This is a genomic window from Streptomyces sp. MJM8645, from assembly GCF_001625365.1.
Classification (GTDB): domain Bacteria; phylum Actinomycetota; class Actinomycetes; order Streptomycetales; family Streptomycetaceae; genus Kitasatospora.
In genome coordinates this window covers 734,775-753,889 of sequence record NZ_LJJF01000001.1, presented here as the reverse complement: position 1 = coordinate 753,889, position 19,115 = coordinate 734,775, and the positions used below count along the sequence as shown (strand labels likewise).

Here is a 19,115-nt window from a genome sequence, read left to right as displayed (position 1 = left end):
GGTCCTCTCAGTCGGCGGCGACGGCCTTGAGCGCGAGGTTGCGGAGCGGGGCGAGCCGGGTGCGGTTGTTCTGGTGGTGGTAGACGGCGTTGGTGCAGATGGCCAGGTAGCGGCCGGTGTCCGGGGCGAGGTAGAGGCTGGTGCCGGTGAAGCCGTGGTGGTAGGCGACCCGGCCGCCGTCGGCGAGGATCCAGGCCAGGCCGCGGTGGAGCCCGGGCTCGATCTCGGCCTTCGGTTCCATGCTGGTGCGGAGCCAGGCACCCAGTCCGTGGCTGGAGGTGTACGCGGTGAGGAGCCGGTCGGCGAAGGTGGCCAGGTCGGCCGGGGTGGTGAAGACGCCGGCGTGGCCGGCGACGCCGCCGAGCAGAGTGGCGTTGTCGTCGTGCGGGATGCCCCACAGCCGCGGGCCGCCGGGGAGGCGCTGCTCGGTCGGGGCGACGTCGGCGGAGCGGCTGACGGGTCCGTAGGTGGTGTGGGTCATGCCGAGGGACTGCCAGAGGTCGGCGGCGAGCTCGTCCAGGCGGCGGCCGTGGAGGTGGGCGAGCGCGAGGCCGAGGAGGATGAACCCGCGGTTGATGTACCGGTGGCCGGCGCCGGGTTCGGCGATCAGCGGTTCGCCGCAGATCAGCTCCGCGAGGGGTTCGGTGCGGCCCCGGTACTGGTCGAGACGGGTCTCGGGCCGCAGGCCGGAGGTATGCGCGAGGATCTGCCCGATCGTGACGTTCGCGCCGGGCACCTGGTCCGGCAGGTCGGGCAGCAGGTCCCGCACCGTGGTGTCGGTGGTGATGCCATCGGTGAGCCCGATCAGCGGCCAGGTGGCCAGTACCTTGGTCAGCGACGCGGCGTCGTAGAGCGTGCCCGGGCCGGGCCCGGCGTTCCCGCACTCGGGCGCGATGACGCCGGAGGAGACGAACGCGGGCCGGCCGTTCCGGGCGCCGTGGGCGAGGACGCCGCCGGGCAGGGCGCCGTCGTCGACCAGCAGGTCGAGGCACTGCTGCAGCTCGGCGACGGTGTCGGGGCTCAACGGCTTGGTGCTGGTCACGGCATCTCCCGGTCGATCGTCAGGCTGGCACCGAGCGCGGCGAGTTTGGGCAGCAGGTCGCCGTAGCCGCGCCGGAGGTGGTACATGCCCCGGATCGTAGAGGTGCCCTCGGCCGCCAGCGCGGCGAGCACGAGCGCGGTCGCGGCCCGGATGTCCTCGCCCGCCACGTCAGCGGCGGCGAGCCCGGAGGGCCCCTCGACGGTGATCAGCTGGCCCTCCGCGTTGACGACCGCGCCGAACTTGCGCAGCGCGGCGAGGTGGGTGTCGCGTCGGCTGTAGATCCGCTCCTCGATCCGGGACGTTCCGGCGGCCTGGGTGAGGACCGCGGTCAGCTGGGGCTGGACGTCGGTCGGGTAACCCGGGTGGGGGCCGGTGGCCATCTCCGTCGCATGCAGTCCGGCCGGTACGGTGACCGTCGTTCCGCCGCGCTCGGGGGTCAGGAGGATCCCGGTGTCGGCGAAGACCGAGACCAGGCCTGGCGGGAAGCCGCAGGGCGGGAAGGCGTCGAGGTGGACGGTGCCGCCAGTGATCGCGGCGGCGAGCGCCAGTGTGGCGGCCTCCAGCCGGTCGGACGGGACCGGGAAGACGCCGCCGGCGATGTGGTCGGTGCCGGTGACGTGCAGGGCGTCCGTGCCTTGCCAGGTGATGCCGACGCCGGAGCGAGCCAGGAGTTCGGCGGATACGGTGACCTCGGGTTCGATGCTCGGCCCGAGGATGGACGACGTGCCGGGGGTGCGGGCGGCCAGCAGCATCGCGGTGACCGTCGCGCCCAGGCTCGGGCCCCACTTCTTGGTGCTGACGGTGGTGATGAACGGAAGGCGCTTCGTTCCGGTGAAGCGGGCGCGCACGCGGCCCCGGTTGACCTCGACGTCGGCGCCGGCGGCTTCCATGGCGGCCAGGTGCAGGTCGATGTACCGGGCGCAGAAGGCGTCGCCGCCGGGCAGTGGGAAGGTGACCTTGCCGGAGCGGGCCAGCAGCGCGGACGCGATGACCGCGGTGGTCCGGATGCACCGTCCGAGGTCGTCGGGGATGACCGGGAAGTAGGAGTCGGCGGGCCGGGTCTCGAACTCGCCCTCGGCGATGGTGGCTCGGGTGCCGGTGCGGTGAAGGATCTCCGCGCACACGCCGGTGTCGAGGATCGCGGGGGCGCCGGTAAGGGTGAGCGGCTGGTCGGCGAGGATCGCGGCAGCGTACAGGTGCAGGGCGATGTTCTTGCTGCCCTGGACGGTCGTCGTACCGTGCAGCGGGTGGCCGCCGGTGATCCGGAGGGTGAGCTGGTCGGGGGTCGTGGTGGCGGTCATGGTCACCTTCCCTGGCTTCCGGCGGGGAAGAATCCGCCGATCTGGGTGCGGGGGTAGAGCGTGGAGTGGGCGCCGATGAGGGTGGCGGGCTGGAGCACGGTGCCGGCGGGGACGATCACTCCGTCGCCGATGACCGCGCCGAACTTGGTCTGGCCGGTGGCGACGCGGTGGCCGTCGAGACGGGCGCAGACCTCCTCGGTGGCCGGCTCGACGACCGGGCCGCTGGTGACGCGCAGGCCGGTGGTGGACACGAACGCGCCGATGTTGACCCCCAGGCCGAGGACGGAGTCGCCGACGAAGCTGGTGTGCTTCATGAAGACCCCGCCGGTGAGCAGCGAGCGGGTGACCTCGGCGCCCCAGCCGATCCGGCAGCCGGGACCGATGACGGTGTGGTCCCGGACCCGGGCTCCGGAGTCGATCACCGAGCCGGGGCAGACCAGTACCGGGCCGGTGACGACCGCGCCCTCGGCGATGACGGCGCCGGCCGCCACGGTCACCTCGCCGCGGACGACGGCACCGGGCTCGATGACCCCGGCTCCCTCCGGTAGCTCGATGTCCAACCGTCCGGCCAGCAGGTCGACGATGGCCTTCTTGAGCCCGAAGACGGTCGGACAGCAGCTCAGCAGCCGCGCGACGACGGGGTCGGCGACCTGCTCGGTGTCGATGTAGTACTCGGGGGTGGTGCGGTAGTCGATGCGCGCCAACGCGGCACTCATCGTGGGAGCTTCGGGTAGCCGGTGCATGGCCGGGGCTCCTCTCGGGCGAGCGAGTGGAAGGAGGGGCGGTGATGAGCCAGATGCCTACTGAATGGGCAGGTCCGGGGCAGCGGCGACCGCGGCCTCGGGCCGGGCGTCGACCTGCTGCTGGACGGCGAACCCCAGCAGGACGAGCACGGGCAGGTGCAGGGCAGCCCAGGAGGCGGCCAGGAAGGTGCCGAGCCGGTCACGGTCCTGCGGGGCGGCGAGCCGGGGACCGGCGGAGAACGGCGAGGTGCTGGACGTCGGCATGTGAGAGCCTCCGCAGCGAAGGGACGGGTTGGCTGTCCCAGTGAACTGCCGGCTCGTTGCCGTGATCCGTAGTCGGACTACGGGCCGTAGTCCGACTACGGGTCAGATGCCCTGTACGCCTGCGCGGGCGGCGAAGTCGCGAACGCCCGGAAGCCGGCGGTCGTACCGCAGAAGGCCTACGGCGAGGTCGCGGACGGCGCCCCGACGGATCTCCTGCGGGGCCGCCTCCTCGGCGGCGAGCAGTGCCCGGTAGCAGTTCTCGTGCTTGCCCCACTGGTCGAACGCGCGGGCCACGTCCGTGAAGAATCTGGCCTGCCGCTCGGCCGTCGGCAGCGCGCTCGGGTCGATCGTCCTGGCCAGCTCGATCGCCCGGCCGGCGTCTCCGAGCTCGTAGTGGACCGATAGCTCGTGCAGGGCGACACCCTGGATGCCGTCCACCAGGCCGGAGGCCCGGCCTGCGGCCGCGGCGCTGTCTGCGGCCTCCCGGATGAGGGCGTGCGCGTAGGACCGGTCTCCGGACTTGGCCGCGGTGTACGCGGCGGTGGCGTACAGGTCTCCGCGCGTGGCCAGACGGGCGGCCTCGGCCACCGAGGTGTCGGCGAGCAGGTCTTCGGCGGCTACCACCACGATGTCGGTCGCCCGAGCCAGGCTGCCCTGGCGGCGCCACGAGCTGGAGACCATCCGCTGGGCTTCCGCGGTGATCAGCGGATCGCCGCCCAGACGGGCGGCCGTCAGGGCGCGGTCCGAGGTCACGGCCACCAGGTTGTTGTCACCGATCTTGATGGTCAACCTGGTGGCGATGTTGTAGAACTGGGCGACGTTTCGGGCACGTTCCTCCGCCGTACCGACCATGTCGGCAGCCGCGAGCCGTCCGGGCAGTGCCTGCGCGAGCGTGTCGTACCGGGCCGCCTTGAACTCCTGGCGCGAGGACACGAGAGAAGTGGCGACGGACTTCAGGGTCGGCTCGCGACGGGGAGCCGGGGCCCTGCCCGGCCCGTACAGCAGCAGGTCCTCCAGGCCGGACAACGGCGACACCGCCTCTGCGTGCGCGACCTGCTGACCCGTGGCCGGGGTGACGAAGGCGGCAACCGCCAGGGACAGGAACGGGCGGCGTCGCACATCGTCCTCCTCGGCACCGGAAGTCGTCGCCAGCGTAGCCGAGCTGACATGACGTCGCGGTGATCTCGGCTTCGTGGCCGCGGGCTGCGGCAAGGCCATCAGCCTGTCGATCTCAACGCCCAGGGTCGAGGCCATCCGCCGTAGGAGCTGCACGTCCTGGACCTGCTGGACGTCCCGCTCGACCTGCGACATCCAGTCCTCGCTGCGGTTGAGCTCCGTCGCCAGGCGCAGCTGCGTCCAGCCCATCTCTGCGCGATGCAGCGAGACGAACCTACCGAACGTGATGCTGCCGTCGGTCACCGTTCCCGCCGGTACTCGTAGTCGGGACCCGCGGGTTGTTCCCGCGGCAGAGGAACCGGGGGCTCCTGGCGGAGCCCATGTGCTGGTGCCGAGCGAGGGAGGCATGCGAAGGCTCCTGTCATGTCGGTGAATCCGTCATGAACAAGGTCGAGCCGTCGCAAGTCCAGAACTCACACAACTCTGTGTCAGTTCGTCGTCACATCCCGATCCAGGAGGCGAAGTTGGACATCGACTCCGGGAGCCGCCGCTGCGCTCGGAGTAGGCCGGCCATCGTCTCGCGCACGGTGGGGCTGTGGCGGGACTGCTGTGGGGCGAGGCGGCGTGCGTCGAGGAGGCGGCGGAAGGCGGCGTCGCCCTTGCCGGTCCACAGGAGGGCTCGGGCGATTTCGGCGTGGTGGTGCGCGGCGCGGCTGGCCGGCCAGGACGCGGGGATCTCGATGCTCCGCGCGACCTGCAAGGCCTCGTGGTAGAGCGCTTGATCGATCAGGCAGCTTGCCCGATGGGCCGCGACGTTGGTCGGACCGAACGACAACCAGAAGACCCCCGGCACCTCACCTGTTCGCCCCGCGATCCTCTCGGCCGTGGCGAGGTTCCCGTCGACCGCCTCCGTGTCGCTACTCCGGGCGGCAAGGACCGCGATTCCGAGGTGCACCTGGCCGGTCACGGCATCCCGCTCGACGCCGGGATCGGCCTGCTCGGCCGCCTGGCGGGCAAGCTCAGCAATGCGGATGCCCGTCCGGTACTGGCCGGCGCGCAGGTAGGCCAGCGCCCGGCTGTACTGCCTGATCGCCGCGGTCACGGCGTCGGACGCCCGCTCCGCCGCCCATCCCATGCGGTCGAGGGAGATCGACCCGAGGTCCTGGAACCCGAGCTTGCTCGCGAGGTCGTAGCCGGAGCGGTACTGCATGGCGAGGGCCTGCCAGAGACGTCGATCACCGCTACTGTGCGCCGCGGTCGTGGTCTCGGTGATCAGGCCGGGCAGTTCTGTCGCCGCGCTCCGCAGATCCGACGCCCGGATCAGGCGGCAGACCAGGTCGGTGTGGTCGACGAGTTCCTCGGTCGGACGCGGTGCCACGTCCGGGTCGGCTCCGAGGTCGAAGATGTCGAGGGATTCCCGGATCGGCTGGATCAGCCCGTCGAGCTGGTCGCGCCGCAACTCCTCGATGTACGGGCGTCCTTCGAGATCGGCGACGGGTACGGACAACGCCCTGGCGATGGAGGCGAGGACAGCCGGGCCGGCCTGCCGCTTGCCCTGCTCGATCTGAGCCATGTGGGACGCCGAGATCCGCGCCTTCAGGGCGAGTCCGGTCTGGGTCATGTGCCGGAGCTTGCGGGTCTGCTTGATCCGCTTGCCTACGGTGTCAGGCGTGAAGTCGGTCATGGCGCGTTCCTTGAGGAGTTCGGCCCGGTGGTCCGACGGTAGCGCCAAGTAGTCAGGCGCATCATCGAATTCGGCAGGGTTTGCCGCCGGCCATCCCCACGGGGTTCGATGACTGCCATGTCCACCACGCGCCCGGTCCTGTACCTCTTCGGCTCCGCCGCCCCGCCGGTCCTGAACATGGCGCAGGTCGTCCGCCACGCCCAGTTCAGGGGGTGGGAGGTCGCGCTCGGGCTCACCCCGACCGCGGCGAGCTGGCTCCAGGACGAGCTTCCCAAGCTGAACCGTCTGACCGGCCACCCGGTGAAGTTCGCGTACCGTCGGCCGGGCGAGCCGGACGTGCTTCCGCCCGCCGACGCGGTTCTGTTCGCTCCCGCGACGATGAACAGCATCAACAGCCTGGCGCTCGGCCTCACGACCTCCTGGGTCATAGGGTTCGCGGCCGAGGCGATCGGCAAGGGAATCCCGCTGTCGGTGATGCCGTGTACGAACACGGCGCTCACCGGGCACCCTCAGTTCCCCCGGAGCGTCGCCACCCTGCGTGACTCCGGCGTCCGAGTGCTGCTCGGCGAAGGAGGCTTCGTCCCGAACGATCCGGGCCAGGGGAGACCGGAGGCTTACCCGTGGGAGGCCGCACTCGGGGCTGCCGAGGAGTCCATCGGGCGGTGACACCCGGCTGCGGAGCCCGGCCGCCGTGACCGCTGGGGCCGTTGGCCAGAGATTTCTCCCGGCCAACGGCCTTCCGACTCGCGTCGGGACGACAGGGCTTGGACCAACGTGCCCCTCGCCTGCGGCGGTGCCTCAGTAGGACAGCCCCGGGCAGTACACCCCCTGCTGCGGCGCCGTGTACGAGCCGCGTGCCACCAGGGTCTCCAGTCGCTCCAGGGTGATGCCCCGGGTGTGGAACGCCCAGCTCAGGGTCTCGGGCAGCAGTCGGCCCGGGACGCGCAGCCGGGGCGGCGGGCCGTCGGGGACGGCCCGGCGCATCAGCTCGCCGGCGCCCGTGTACAGCGCCCGTGCCGCAGCCTCCGAGACCGCCGTCAGATGGCCCAGGTCGGACAGGCCCGTGGTGTAGCCGGCGAGTGCACCGCTCGACCGGTCCAGGACCACGTACGGCTGCGACCAGCCGAAGGCCCGCTTGGCCGCCATGTGGATCTCGCCGTCCCGTGCATGGCCGTTGACCGAGCGGTACAGCTCCTGGCACGCGGGCACGTCGTCCTCGGTCATCGCGCGCACCGTGAAGCCCGCCATGTTCGCCGGGGTGGGCGGTGCGTACCCGGCGACCAGGGACAGCTGCTCGTGCGGGACGAAGCCGAGCGAGGAGTAGAGCCGGTACGCGCCCAGGTTGTTGGTCACCTGGACGGCCCGGACCGAGCCGCGGTCGTGCCGGGCGGCCGCGCCGATCACCTCGTCCATCAGCAGCCGGCCCACACCGCCGCCCTGCGCGCCGGGCGCGACACTGAGCGGGCCGAAGGCGGCGACGGACTCGCCCAGGACCAGGAAGTTGGAGCCCGTCACGGAGTCCGCGCCGTCGACTGCCACGTAGGCGAGGCAGCCCGGGGCCGCGAGCCGGTCCCGGAACATCTCCGTCACCTCGTCCACCGACGACCACTCCGGGGCGAGGCCGAGCGAGGCGTTGAGGGTGTTGAAGGCCTCGAAGCAGATGCCCGCCATCGCCGGAAGGTCCTCCCACGCCGCCTCCCGGACCCGGAAGGCCTGCGCACCGCTGTCCACGGCGTCGCCGCCGGGAAAGCGGCCGGCGCCCGGTTCGGGGAAGTAGCCGACGCGGACGAAGAACCCGACGTACTTCTCGAAGAGTTCACGCGTCATCGGCGGGCAGTCGACGCCGGTACCGGCCAGCAGCTCGCGGGTCTGCGAGGTGTCGACGGACAGGTAGTGGTTGCGTCCGCTGTAGATGGTCGATTCGAACGCGTCGATCATCGGGACCATCGCGTTGTCGCGGTCGGCGCGGATGCGCCGCACCCAGGCGTCCCAGCGGAGTTCGTCCAGCCGGTAGCCGAGGGAGCGGAGGGATTCCGTCATCGCGGAGAACGGGAGGTGCGTCCCGTTGGCGAGGTGGTGGTTGCGGCCCGCCGCCCGGTCGTCGCGGGACAGCCGCAGGATCGCCGCGCTGACGTGGTCGACCGGCACCAGGTGGAAGATGCCGGCGGGATCCTGCGGGACGGCACCGGCCTGCACGATGCCCTTCATGCTCAGCCAGACGAAGTCGTGGGTCTGGCAGAAGCCGCGCTCCGAGTCGCCGGAGATCTCGTCCACCCGGTAGACCGAGACCGGCAGGCCCCGCCCCCTGGCGAGTTCGATGATCTGCTCCGCCACCAGCTTCGTCTGCCGGTAGCCGGACGACAGCGCCTCGGCGGGGCCCGGCGGGTCGGTCACCTGGAGCGCCTGCCCGGGGACCGCCTCCGCGGCGAACACGCCGGTGGACGAGACGTGGTGGACGGGCACGGTGCGGTGCCGTGCGGCCAGGCGCAGGATCTCCGCGGTGCCCGTGACGTTCGCGTCCTTCAACGCCGAGTACGGGTAGAGGCCGTTGACGGTCGCGGCGGCGTGGTAGACGCTGTCCACGCTGCGGGCGAGGGCGTCGAAGCGTTCGGGGGCCAGCCCCAGCAGCGGCCGGGCGAGATCGCCGACGACCACGGACAACCGGTCCGGGTCGATGGCGTCCCAGAACTCGTACCACTCAAGGTTCTTGCGCAGCCGCGCCCACGCGTCCGCCTCGTCGGCCCCGCGGACCAGGCAGTGCACGGTCGCACGGGTCGTCCGCAGCAGGTCGCGCAGCAGGTACGCGCCCAGGAACCCGGTCGCACCGGTGAGGAGCACCTCCTGCGGGTCGTCCGCGACCCGGATCACCTCGTCGGCGGGGGAGATGTCCGCCGCCAGGACGACCTCGGAGGCGAAGTCCACCGCGTCCTCGTCGACGCCCGGCGTGGCGGACACCGCGGCCAGCACCTTCGCGAGCAGGTGGTCGGCGAGCACCGCCGGGGTCGGGTGCTCGAAGACGAGCGTCGGGCGCAGGCTCACCCCGCAGAAGTCGCTGAACTGGTTGCGCATCTCGACGGCCATGAGGGAGTCGACGCCGAGTTCGAGGAACGGCACGTCGGGGTCGATGGCGTCCGCGCTGTCGTGGCCGAGCACCGCCGCGACCCGCGTGGCGATCCGGTCGATCATGTGGAGGAGCTGCTTCTCCTCGTCCAGGCCGGCGAGCACGCCGGCCAGGCGGGCGGCGACCTCCGGGCGCTCACCCGGCTTGAGCACCCGCCCGGACGGGGCCGCCTCCTCGGCTGCGGCCTCCGCCTCCGCCTCCGCGATCGCGGCCGGTACCGGTGCCGGAGTGGGGGCGGCGAGTGCGGGCAGCCAGTAACGCTTGCGCTGGAAGGCGTAGGTCGGCAGCGTGACGTGGCGGGCGCCGGTGCCGTCGAAGAACGCCGCCCAGTCGACCGGGACACCGGCGGTGTGCAGCGCGGCAGCGACTGCGACGGCGGTCGCCGCGCCGGGCCGGTCACGCCGGGAGACCGGCAGCGTACGGTGGCCGCCCGTCCGGTCACCCCCGTCGGCGTCGTCACCCCCATCACCCCCGTGGGCGTCACCCCCGTCGGCGATCTGGCGCACCAGGGCCGTCAGGGACGCGTCCGGGCCGAGTTCGACGAAGGTGTCGGTGCCCCGCTCCCGCAGGGTCCGCACCGCGGCGGCGAACCGGACGGCCGAGCGCAGCTGCCCGGTCCAGTACGCGGGTGTCAGCAGTTCCGCACCGGCGAGGGCGCCGGTGACCGTGGAGACGATCGGCAGGTCCGGCGCACGGTAGGTGACGGTCCGGGCCACGGCCTCGAACTCCTCCAGCACCGCGTCCATCCGGGGCGAGTGGAAAGCATGACTGACCGTCAAGCGCTTGGTCCTGCGGCCCAGTTCGGCCACTAGCTGGGCGACCTCCGCCGCGGCGTCCTCGTCGCCCGAGACCACGACGGACCGGGGCGCGTTCACGGCGGCGATCCCCAGCCGGGACTCCCGGCCGGCGAGCAGCGGCAGGACCTCGTCCTCCGTGGCCTCCAGCGCGATCATGGCGCCGCCTTCGGGCAGCGCCTGCATCAGCTCGCCCCGGGCGGTGACCAGCCGGGCCGCGTCCGCCAGCGAGAACACCCCGGCGACGTGCGCGGCGGCCAGCTCGCCGAGGGAGTGGCCGGCGAGCGCGTCGGGACGCACCCCCCAGGACCGCAGCAGCGCGAACTGCGCGACCTCCAGTGCGAACAGGGCGGGTTGGGCGATACCGGTGCGATGGATGCGCCCGTCGTCCGCCGCGTCGCCGGCGGCGGCGAGGAGCAACTGCCGTACCTGCGGCGCCAGATGGTCGCACACCGCGTCCAGCGCTTCGGCGAACACCGGGAACGCCTCGTACAGTTCACGGGCCATGCCCGCCCACTGGGAGCCCTGGCCGGTGAAGAGGAACGCCGTGGTCCGGGCGGCACCGGCGTGATCGGTGGTCAGTCCGGCCGCGGGCTCGCCCTCCGCGAGCGCGCCGAGTGCGCGCAGCAGACCCTCCACCCCGTCCGCGCCGTTCGCCCCGCGACCGAGGTCCGCGACGACGGCGGCCCGGTGTTCGAGCCCGGCCCGGGACAGTGCCAGGGTGCGCCCCACGTCCACGGCATTCCGGTCGGGCTCCGCACGCAGGAACGACTCCAGCCGGCGGGCCTGGTCGCGCAGCGCGGCCGGGGACTTCGCGGACAGCAGCCACGGTACGGCGCTGAGCGCCCGGACCGGGGCCGGGGCCCCCTCGGGCGAGACCGGGGCCGGGGCCTCCTCCGGCGCGGGGGAGTGCGGCGCCTCCTCCAGGACGACATGGGCGTTGGTGCCGCTGATGGCGAAGGAGGACACCCCGGCGCGCCGGGGCCGTCCGTCGGCGGCCGTCCACGGCCGCGCCTCGTCGAGCAGCCGTACGTTCCCCGACGACCAGTCGACGTGCGGCGACGGCTGGTCCACGTGCAGGGTCGCCGGGAGGACGGCGTGCCGCATCGCCTCCACCAGCTTGATGACACCGGCCATGCCTGCGGCGGCCTGGGTGTGGGCGATGTTGGACTTCACCGAGCCGAGCCACAGCGGCCGTTGAGGATCCCGGCCGCGCCCGTACGCGGCGAGGATCGCCTCGGCCTCGATCGGGTCGCCGAGCATGGTCCCCGTGCCGTGGGCCTCGACCAGGTCGACCTCGTGCGCGGCCACCCGGGCGTTGGCGAGCGCCCGGCGGATCACCCGCTGCTGCGCCCGGCCGTTGGGCGCGGTGAGCCCGTTGGACGCGCCGTCCTGGTTCACGGCGCTGCCCCGGATCACGGCGAGCACCCGGTGGCCCGCCCGCTGCGCGTCCGAGAGCCGTTCGAGCAGCAGCACCCCCGCGCCCTCGCCGAAGGCGGTGCCGTCCGCCGCGCCGGCGAAGGCCTTCACCCGGCCGTCCGGGGCGAGGCCCCGGTGCCTGCTGAAGGTGATCATGTCGTCCGGGGTGGACATCACCGTGACCCCGCCCGCGAGCGCGAGCCGCGACTCACCGGAGCGCAGGGAGCCGCAGGCCAGGTGGAGGGCGACCAGGGACGCGGAGCAGGCCGTGTCGACGGTGACGGCGGGGCCGTGCAGACCGAGGGCGTAGGCCACCCGGCCGGACATCACGCTGCCCGAGGTGGCGAAGCCGAGATGGCCCTCGTACTCGGACCCGGGCGCGGCGAGCGTGCTGTACGTCTGTCCCTTGGTGCCGACGAAGACGCCGGTCTCCGAGCCGGCCAGGCCGGTCGGGTCGAGGCCCGCCCGTTCGAAGACCTCCCAGGCGACCTCCAGCATCAGCCGCTGCTGCGGGTCCATCGCGGTCGCCTCGCGCGGGGCTATGCCGAAGAATCCGGCGTCGAACGCGGACGGGTCGGTGAGGAAGCCGCCGCGCGAGACGTAGCTGGTGCCGGGGTGGTCGGGGTCGGGGTCGAACAGGGTGTCCAGTGCCCAGCCCCGGTCGGCGGGGAAGTCCGAGGTGGCGTCCCGGCCTGCGGCGACGAGGTCCCACAGCTGCTCGGGTGACTCCACCCCGCCGGGGAAGCGGCAGGCCATGCCGATGATGGCGATCGGCTCGGCGCCGTCCGGGCCGGGAGCTGCGGGGATCGTGTGCTCGGCCGGGAACGCTTCGGCGGCCGTGGAGCTGTCCGACGGCCCCGTCAGCTCGGCGACCAGCCGGTCCGCGAACGCGGCGGGCGTCGGGTGGTCGAACACCGCCGTCGCCGGGAGCCGCAGCCCGACCAGCGCGCACAGCCGCCGCCCGACCGCCACGACGGCGAGGGAGCCGAGGCCGAGATCCACGAACGGCCGTGTGGGAGCGACCCGTTCGGCTTCGACGCCGAGCGCGAGCGCCACCTCGGCGCGGACCAGGTCCAGTACCGTCCGGGCCCGTTCGGCCGCCGTGAGCGCCGCGAGCCGGCCCGCCCACTCGCCCCGGTCGGGCTCGGCCCCGAGGCTCCCGTGCTCCCCGGGCCCGCCGGTGGACGCCGTACCGAGCAACCGGGGGTCCGCGTCCGCCAGCAGATGCCGGGTGACCTTCCCGGACGCGGTGCGCGGAACGTGCTCGACGGCGTACACCTTCTCCGGCACCTTGAAGAAGGACAGCCGCGTCCGGCAGTGCTCGAACAGCGCCTGGACGTCGACGCCTTCGGGACCGGGCACCACGTACGCGACGGGCACCTCGCCGAGCACCTCGTGGGGCTCCCCGCCCACCGCCGCGTCGGCCACGCCCGGCGCCGTGCGCACCACGTCCTCGATCTCCACGGGGTGGATGTTCTCGCCGCCCCGGATGATCAGCTCCTTGAGACGGCCGGTCAGGGTCACCTGCCCGAGGGCGTCCCGGCGGGCCAGGTCGCCCGTGCGGTACCAGCCGTCCCGCAGCACCTGCGCCGTGGCGTCGGGCTGCCCGTGGTAGCCCAGCATCAGGTTGGGGCCGCTGACCCAGACCTCGCCCTGCTCGCCGTCGGGCACCTCGGCACCGGAACCGTCGTCCACCAGTCGGATGGCCACCCCCGGGACGGGCGGCCCGGCCGCCCCGGCGACCCGGTCGCCCGTCGGCCGGTTCGAGGTGATCGCGCCGGTCTCGGTCGATCCGTACTGGTCCACCAGCGGGACCCCGAACGCCTCCTCGAAACGGCTGCCGAGGGAGGCGCCGCTGGCCGAACCGGCGACGAACCCGAGCCGCAGCGACGGCAGCCGGGTGTGCTCCTGGCGGGCACGGTCCAGCAGGTAGTGGTACGTCGTCGGCACCCCGGCGAGGAAGGTCACCCCGTCCTCGCGCAGGGCGTCCAGCACCTCGGAAGGGGCGAAGCCGCTCATCAGCAGGGCGCCGGCGCCCACGGCCACGACCGCCATGACGCACAGGTTCTGGCCCAGGCCGTGGAACAGCGGCATCGGCCACAGCAGTCGGTCGTCCTGCGTCATCCCGAGCACACCCACGTGGCAGGCCTCCACCAGCCACAGCGAGCTGCGCAGGGAGTAGAGCACCCCCTTGGGGCGGCCGGTGGTGCCCGAGGTGTAGAGCATCCAGGCCGGAGCGTCGAGCGGGCTCTCCTCGGGCGCCGGCCCGTCGTAGGGGGTGGCCGCGAGCGTCTCGTACGCGGTGATGTCCGTGGTTGCGCCGGAGGCGTCCGCCGGTGCCATGGGGGAGTCGCCGGTGAGCACGATCGAGGGCCGGGACGGGCCGGACGCGGCCACCGCGCGCAGCAGCACGTCGAGCCGCGCCGGGTCGCACAGCACCACCGATGCCCCGGAGTCCCGCAGGAAGTGGACCAGTTCGGCCTCGGACGCCTGCGGATTCAGCGGCACGGTGATGCCGCCCGCCCGGATGACGGCGAGGCAGCTCTCCACCATCTCCACGCTGTTGCCCATGAGGACGGCGGCCCGGCCGCCGTTCTCCAGTCCCAGCGCGGCGAGCCGGCCGGCGAGCCGAGAGGTCCGCAGATCCAGTTCCCGGTAGCCGACGCCCCGCCGGGCGTCGGCGAAGGCCACCTTGTCCCCGATCCGGGCGGCGTGTCCGCCGAGCAGTTCGGACAGCGGACGGATCAGCGAAGGGGTCGTGTCAGGAGCCATGTCATCGCACCTCTCGGCTCTGTGTTCAGCGCTTGGTAGACGGTTGCGGTCGTGCCGTCAGCGGACGGCCAGCACGGTCCTGGTCGGGCAGGAGAACTCCAGGGAGCCGTCCGGCCCCGCGAGCACCCGCAGCGCCTCGCGCGCCTCGTCGGTCGCTTCGGCCACCCGCTCCGCGGGCACCAGGTCCCACTGCACGCGGGTGGTCACGGTCCTGGTCCACGCCAGGTAGTCGTCGATGGTCTCGAAGCGGGAGTCCGCCGGGACGTGGCGGATCCGTACATCGCTGAAGCCGGCGGTGAGGAAGGCGGCGGCCGTGGACTCCTCACCGGCCAGCGGGCCGCCGAGGCCCAGGACCACCTGCCACGGGTCGTCCACACCCTCGGGGAGGTACTTGGCGAGCACCCCGGAGAGGATCTCGGCGGACTCCCAGCCGGCGGCCAGCCTGCCGTTCTCGGTGGGGAAGGTGGTCGCGGCGAACCTGCCGCCGGGGCGCAGCGCCGCGGCGGCGCAGGACAGGGCCTTCTCCGCCTCGGGCAGCAGGAACAGGACCATCCCGGCGCTCGCCGCGTCGAACGGCTCGGCGAAGGCGAAGTCCTGGGCGTTGCCCAGCTCCGCGCGGGCGCGGCCGGCGACCCCGCGGGCCGTGATGTCGGCCGTGCAGGCGTCGACCATGCCCTGGGCCTGGTCGATGCCGAGCACGAAGCCCTCCGGGCCCACCGCGTGGGCGATCGGGAACAGGCAGGCGCCGCGCCCGCAGCCGATGTCGAGCACCCGCTCGCCCGGCGAGAGCTCCAGGGTGTCGGCGATCATCTTCCCCAGCGGGTGGAAGATCATCTGACCTGCGGACTCGTACTGCTCGGCGGCCTTGTCGTAAGCGTCCCTCACCAGTGAGGTGATGCGGAGGTCCTCGGTCATGACGCGCTCTCTTCCTGTTGTTCCGGGGTCGGCGGATTGTCGGATGTCACCGGCCGCACGATGCAGCCGAGACGGAATTCGGCACAATGCGTTTCGTCCGCGACGCGCCACCACAGCTGGTCCGGGGTGGGCAGCATTTCGGACACGACGACTTCCCCTTCGGGAAGTCGCGCGATATCGATCACCGACAGCGGGTCGGCGAAATCGACGTACAGCGGCTTCGGTTCGGCCGGATGCTTCACATAGACGTGGCGTGGAATTCCCTGGGCGGCCCGCAGCCGCTGTACGGACAACCACTGGGTGGCGGTGTCCGCGGCCTTCTCCGGAGCCCTTTCCGGAATGCTCAGCCGCCAGCGGGCACGCTGGACCACGACACCGTCCACCACGATCCTGGGGGTGTACGCGCCGAGGTCGACCGGCACCGGGACCAGTGCGGGCCTGGACACCGCGCGGTGCAGCGTCGACGACAGGTCGCCGGGGTAGAGCAGCCGCCGCCGGCCGCCCACCACCACCGCGTCGGCCGAAGCGGGCACGACGGCGTCCGCGATCGGCACCACGTCGGCCCGGTCCTTGCCCGAGAGGCCGCTCAGTTCGATGGCGGCACCGGGGAGTTCGGGGGTCACATGGGCGCTGCGCCGGCGCGAGACGATGGTCGCGGCGGTCCCGGGCGGCACGGCTCGCGCCACCCGCTCGGTGAAGCCGCCCCACAGCCCGTCCGGGTCGCTGTGCAGCGGACGCTCCAGCCCCCCGAAGATCGAGCTGCAGTCGTCGTGCAGCTCCGAGAGCACCCAGTCGGCGGTGGCCGGGTCGGGGCCCGCCACCATCAGGTCGGGGCTGGGCAGGCAGGCGTCGTCGGGGCCGTACGTCACGGTGTCCCACAGCGGCGCCAGCGCTTCGGCCAGTTCGTTGCCGCTCAGCTCCACGACCGGGGGGCGGCCGTCGGTCGCTCCCGCGGCTTCCACGGCCTGCCCGACCAGTCGGCGCAGCACCGCGTCCAGCCGGTCGCGGCGCGGTGAACGGGCGGGTATCTCCCGTGCGGCCAGTGCGGCGAGCGGAGCCGGGGCGCCCCCCAGCTCGGCGCGCAGGGCGTCGCGGGCGTCCTCCCTGGCCAGTAGCGCCGCGAGGAACACCAGCGGGAACACCGCCTCGGTGACCTCCCGGATGCGCTCCACGACCGGCGCCCCGAAGCCGACCCGCTCGCTCACCGGACTCGACCTGTCCTCGTGGAACAGCTCGCGGTCGGCGTAGTGCCGTCCGCTGTCCTGCGAGACCCGCCCGCCGTCCGCCGCGCGGGCCGCCCGCACGGCGAGGAGGTGCGCCGCCCGCTCGGGCCAGGGCGCCCGTGCGTACGTGTCGCGGACCTCCGCCAGGTTCACCACCGTGTCCGTGGGGTGCTCGGCCGCGAGCCTGGTCAGCGCGTGCAGCTCGGTCGCCGGCAGCCGCCAGGGGGAGACGACCAGCGCCGGCCCGAGTGCCTTCACCAGCCCGGCGGCGTACGCGTCGTCCGCCCCCGCCCGGTACGGCGGCGGCACGGGGCCGGCGGCGCTGACGAGCGAGTCGAGCCGGCTCCCCGGCGCCGCGGCGGCGGCACTCCACAGCGCCAGCGCGGGCCCCGCGACCTTGAACCTGCGCCCGTCCACGGCCCGTTCCAGCACCGGGGACGAGCCGGACCGGCGGAACAGCGGACTGGGCCACACGCGCTGCCGCGTCAGCGGCACCTCGCGGGCGGCCTGCTCCCGCAGCTCCTCCACCAGCCAGGCGCTCGCCTCCACCACGACCCTCTCCCGGCCGGGCGCGCCGACCAGCAGGGTCTCCTCCTGCTCCGGCGCCAGGCGGCCGAACAGCACCGGGCCGAAGAACGAGACGGTCTCGCACTTGGTGGCGAACCGGCGCAGATAGCGGTGCAGGGTGTCGACCCGGCGACGCAGGGTCTGCGGCAGGGCGCCGCCCTCGTCCCGGGCCTGCGCCCAGCCCGGGTGCGTCAGCGGCGGCGTCTCCAGGGCCGTGTGGTGGAACGAGGGGTTCGACACGAACACGGCGTGCCCGAAGTCGTCGCGGCCGGCGGCCCGCGCGGTGTGCAGCCGGGCCCGCAGCAGGGCCGCCTCCAGCTCGGCTCCGGCCGCGGCCAGCCGCTCGTCGAGCGCGGCGACCAGGGCGTTCCAGCGGGGCGCCCAGTCCGGCGCGCCGGTCGCCGCGAGGACCGCTGCGCACCGCTCGTCCAGGGGCGCGCCGTCGTCCACCAGCCGGCGGCAGCTCTGGAGGGCCCGCAGCGACCGCTGGCGCGGTTCGACCGTCCGTACGGCCTTCCGCAGCCCCGGCCACAGCGCGTCCAGGAAGTGCGTACGTTCGGCGGCGACCGCCTGCTCCGCCGCGAACACCCCGGCGGCGGTGCCGAGCAGTTCCTCGGACGCGAGCCCGTCCAGGAGCCCGGCGGGGAAGCCGGTCGCGCGCAGCAGCGACCAGGGCATCATCTCGACCGAGAGTTCCCCGTCACCCGCCCGCACGTTCCAGGTCAGTGACGCTGTCAGTGGATCTTTCAGCGAATCTGTCAGTGAATCTGTCGGTGACGCCATGTCAATTCTCCAGACTGGTCTCGCTTTTCGTCGGAGACTCCGGTAGGAAGGAAAAGGCCAGGGAATTGTCCGGCCATCCGGCCGGCGGAGATCCCGGTCATGCGGAGGGGAAAGAGAAGATGCGAATCTCGTCTCGGATCATGCGCGGTTGTCGCGAAAGCGTCGAACGCGCCGAACACGAACTGATCGCGCTGTCCAGGAGTATTCACGCCGAGCCGGAGACCGCGTTCAAGGAGCACCGCAGCGCCGCCAAGGTGAGCGGCCTGCTGCGGGACGAGGGATTCGAGGTGGTGCCCGGCGCCGGCGGCCTGGACACCGCGTTCACCGCCCGCTACGGCAGCGGCCCGCTCACGGTCGGGCTGTGCGCGGAGTACGACGCGCTGCCGGGCCTCGGCCACGCGTGCGGCCACAACATCATCGCCGCCTCGTCGGTGGGCGCGGCCCTGGCGCTGAGGGACGTGGCCGACGACCTCGGCATCACCGTCATGGTGCTGGGCACCCCGGCCGAGGAGGAGGGCGGCGGCAAGATCGCCATGCTGGAGGCCGGCGTCTTCGACGAGGTGTCGATGGCGATGCTCGTCCACCCGGCCCCCGAGGACAACTGCGCTCCCCGCCCCCTCGCCCTGGTCGAGCTCGAAGTCCGCTACACCGGACGGGAGTCGCACTCCGCACTCGCCCCGCACCTGGGCGTCAACGCCGCCGACGCCCTGACCGTGGCGGAGGTCGCCGTCGGCGTGGGCCGCCAGCACTTCGAGCCGCGGCAGCAGGTGCACGGCATCGTGACCCGGGGCGGCGAGGTGCCCAACGTCGTCCCCGCGCACACCAGCGCCCTGTACAACCTGCGGGCCGGCGACATGGAGTCCCTGGGCCGCCTCGAAGCACGCGTCAGGGCCTGCTTCGAGGGCGGCGCCGTCGCCACCGGCTGCACCCACGAGGTCCGCTCGACACCCGCGTACGCCGAACTGGCCCACGACCCGTTCCTGGTCGCGGCCTACCGGGCGGCGGCGACCGAACTGGGCCGCCCCCTGGTGTCCCCCGAGGAGGAGCGCGCGATGCCCACCGGCAGCACCGACATGGGCAACGTCAGCCGGGTCCTGCCCAGCGTGCACCCCAGCATCGGCATCGACAGCGGCGGCGCGGTCAACCACCAGCCGGAGTTCGCCCGGGCCTGCGTGACCCCGGCCGCCGACCGGGCGCTGCTCCAGGCGTCCGTCGCACTGGCCTGGACGGCGGTGCAGGCCGCCGAGGACGACCAGGCCCGGGAGCGGCTGCTCACGGCCCACGCGGCTCGTCGCGACGCGGGCCGCACTGCTCGTCGGGACGCGGGCCGCACGGCCGGCTGACCGCCGCCGTCCGGACCTGCCCGGCCGG

General features: G+C 73.2%; 11 protein-coding genes. 2 read left to right on the top strand and 9 right to left on the bottom strand.

Going from position 1 to position 19,115, the window contains the following annotated elements; all coding sequences use genetic code 11:
• Positions 1–7: 7 nt before the first annotated feature.
• The 6 genes from A6F73_RS02955 to A6F73_RS02930 all read right to left on the bottom strand — a co-directional run bounded on the left by A6F73_RS02955 (position 8) and on the right by A6F73_RS02930 (position 6,150).
• The gene (locus A6F73_RS02955) at positions 8–1,042 is read right to left on the bottom strand and encodes a serine hydrolase domain-containing protein (protein ID WP_063346305.1); all 1,035 of its coding nucleotides are present in this window, start codon (positions 1,040–1,042) and stop codon (positions 8–10) included.
• Positions 1,039–2,343, bottom strand: coding sequence for a UDP-N-acetylglucosamine 1-carboxyvinyltransferase (locus A6F73_RS02950; RefSeq protein ID WP_063346304.1), 1,305 nt, complete (start codon positions 2,341–2,343; stop codon positions 1,039–1,041). Before A6F73_RS02950 ends, A6F73_RS02955 begins: the two co-directional genes overlap by 4 nt.
• A gap of 2 nt (positions 2,344–2,345) precedes the next feature.
• Entirely contained in the window at positions 2,346–3,059 is a 714-nt protein-coding gene (locus A6F73_RS02945) for a hypothetical protein (protein ID WP_159398338.1), read from the bottom strand.
• Positions 3,060–3,143: 84 nt separating this feature from the next.
• Positions 3,144–3,350 (bottom strand): hypothetical protein, encoded by a 207-nt coding sequence (locus A6F73_RS02940; RefSeq protein WP_063346302.1) that lies wholly within the window; start codon positions 3,348–3,350, stop codon positions 3,144–3,146.
• 102 nt (positions 3,351–3,452) lie between these two features.
• On the bottom strand, positions 3,453–4,874 hold the full coding sequence (locus A6F73_RS02935) for a helix-turn-helix domain-containing protein (RefSeq protein WP_079135384.1): 1,422 nt from the start codon (positions 4,872–4,874) through the stop codon (positions 3,453–3,455).
• Between the two features lie 91 nt (positions 4,875–4,965).
• Complete coding sequence (locus tag A6F73_RS02930) at positions 4,966–6,150, bottom strand: helix-turn-helix transcriptional regulator (RefSeq protein WP_063346301.1); 1,185 nt, start codon at positions 6,148–6,150, stop codon at positions 4,966–4,968.
• 117 nt (positions 6,151–6,267) lie between these two features.
• Here A6F73_RS02930 and A6F73_RS02925 point away from each other — a divergent pair, with 117 nt between their 5' ends.
• On the top strand, positions 6,268–6,816 hold the full coding sequence (locus A6F73_RS02925; protein WP_063346300.1) for a flavoprotein: 549 nt from the start codon (positions 6,268–6,270) through the stop codon (positions 6,814–6,816).
• 132 nt (positions 6,817–6,948) lie between these two features.
• Here the strand turns inward: A6F73_RS02925 and A6F73_RS02920 are convergent, their stop codons facing one another.
• The 3 genes from A6F73_RS02920 to A6F73_RS02910 are packed head-to-tail and all read right to left on the bottom strand — an operon-like array spanning position 6,949 to position 17,642.
• Complete coding sequence (locus tag A6F73_RS02920) at positions 6,949–14,256, bottom strand: type I polyketide synthase (RefSeq protein WP_063346299.1); 7,308 nt, start codon at positions 14,254–14,256, stop codon at positions 6,949–6,951.
• 57 nt (positions 14,257–14,313) lie between these two features.
• The gene (locus A6F73_RS02915) at positions 14,314–15,171 is read right to left on the bottom strand and encodes a methyltransferase domain-containing protein (protein ID WP_063346298.1); all 858 of its coding nucleotides are present in this window, start codon (positions 15,169–15,171) and stop codon (positions 14,314–14,316) included.
• Positions 15,168–17,642 (bottom strand): lantibiotic dehydratase, encoded by a 2,475-nt coding sequence (locus A6F73_RS02910; RefSeq protein ID WP_208869045.1) that lies wholly within the window; start codon positions 17,640–17,642, stop codon positions 15,168–15,170. Before A6F73_RS02910 ends, A6F73_RS02915 begins: the two co-directional genes overlap by 4 nt.
• A gap of 221 nt (positions 17,643–17,863) precedes the next feature.
• On the opposite strand from A6F73_RS02910, the gene A6F73_RS02905 reads away from it, so the two are divergent.
• A complete protein-coding gene (locus tag A6F73_RS02905; protein ID WP_063346296.1) occupies positions 17,864–19,087 on the top strand; it encodes a M20 family metallopeptidase in 1,224 nt (407 codons plus the stop codon).
• The last annotated feature ends 28 nt before the right edge of the window (positions 19,088–19,115 follow it).

What these genes read in the sequence shown, in the direction of transcription:
- A6F73_RS02950 (WP_063346304.1), bottom strand. Translation starts at nt 2,343, where the DNA reads ATGACCGCCACCACGACCCCCGACCAGCTCACCCTCCGGATCACCGGC.
- A6F73_RS02945 (WP_159398338.1), bottom strand. Translation starts at nt 3,059, where the DNA reads ATGAGTGCCGCGTTGGCGCGCATCGACTACCGCACCACCCCCGAGTAC.
- A6F73_RS02940 (WP_063346302.1), bottom strand. Translation starts at nt 3,350, where the DNA reads ATGCCGACGTCCAGCACCTCGCCGTTCTCCGCCGGTCCCCGGCTCGCC.
- A6F73_RS02935 (WP_079135384.1), bottom strand. Translation starts at nt 4,874, where the DNA reads ATGCCTCCCTCGCTCGGCACCAGCACATGGGCTCCGCCAGGAGCCCCC.
- A6F73_RS02930 (WP_063346301.1), bottom strand. Translation starts at nt 6,150, where the DNA reads ATGACCGACTTCACGCCTGACACCGTAGGCAAGCGGATCAAGCAGACC.
- A6F73_RS02925 (WP_063346300.1), top strand. Translation starts at nt 6,268, where the DNA reads ATGTCCACCACGCGCCCGGTCCTGTACCTCTTCGGCTCCGCCGCCCCG.
- A6F73_RS02920 (WP_063346299.1), bottom strand. Translation starts at nt 14,256, where the DNA reads ATGGCTCCTGACACGACCCCTTCGCTGATCCGTCCGCTGTCCGAACTG.
- A6F73_RS02915 (WP_063346298.1), bottom strand. Translation starts at nt 15,171, where the DNA reads ATGACCGAGGACCTCCGCATCACCTCACTGGTGAGGGACGCTTACGAC.
- A6F73_RS02910 (WP_208869045.1), bottom strand. Translation starts at nt 17,642, where the DNA reads ATGATGCCCTGGTCGCTGCTGCGCGCGACCGGCTTCCCCGCCGGGCTC.
- A6F73_RS02905 (WP_063346296.1), top strand. Translation starts at nt 17,864, where the DNA reads ATGCGAATCTCGTCTCGGATCATGCGCGGTTGTCGCGAAAGCGTCGAA.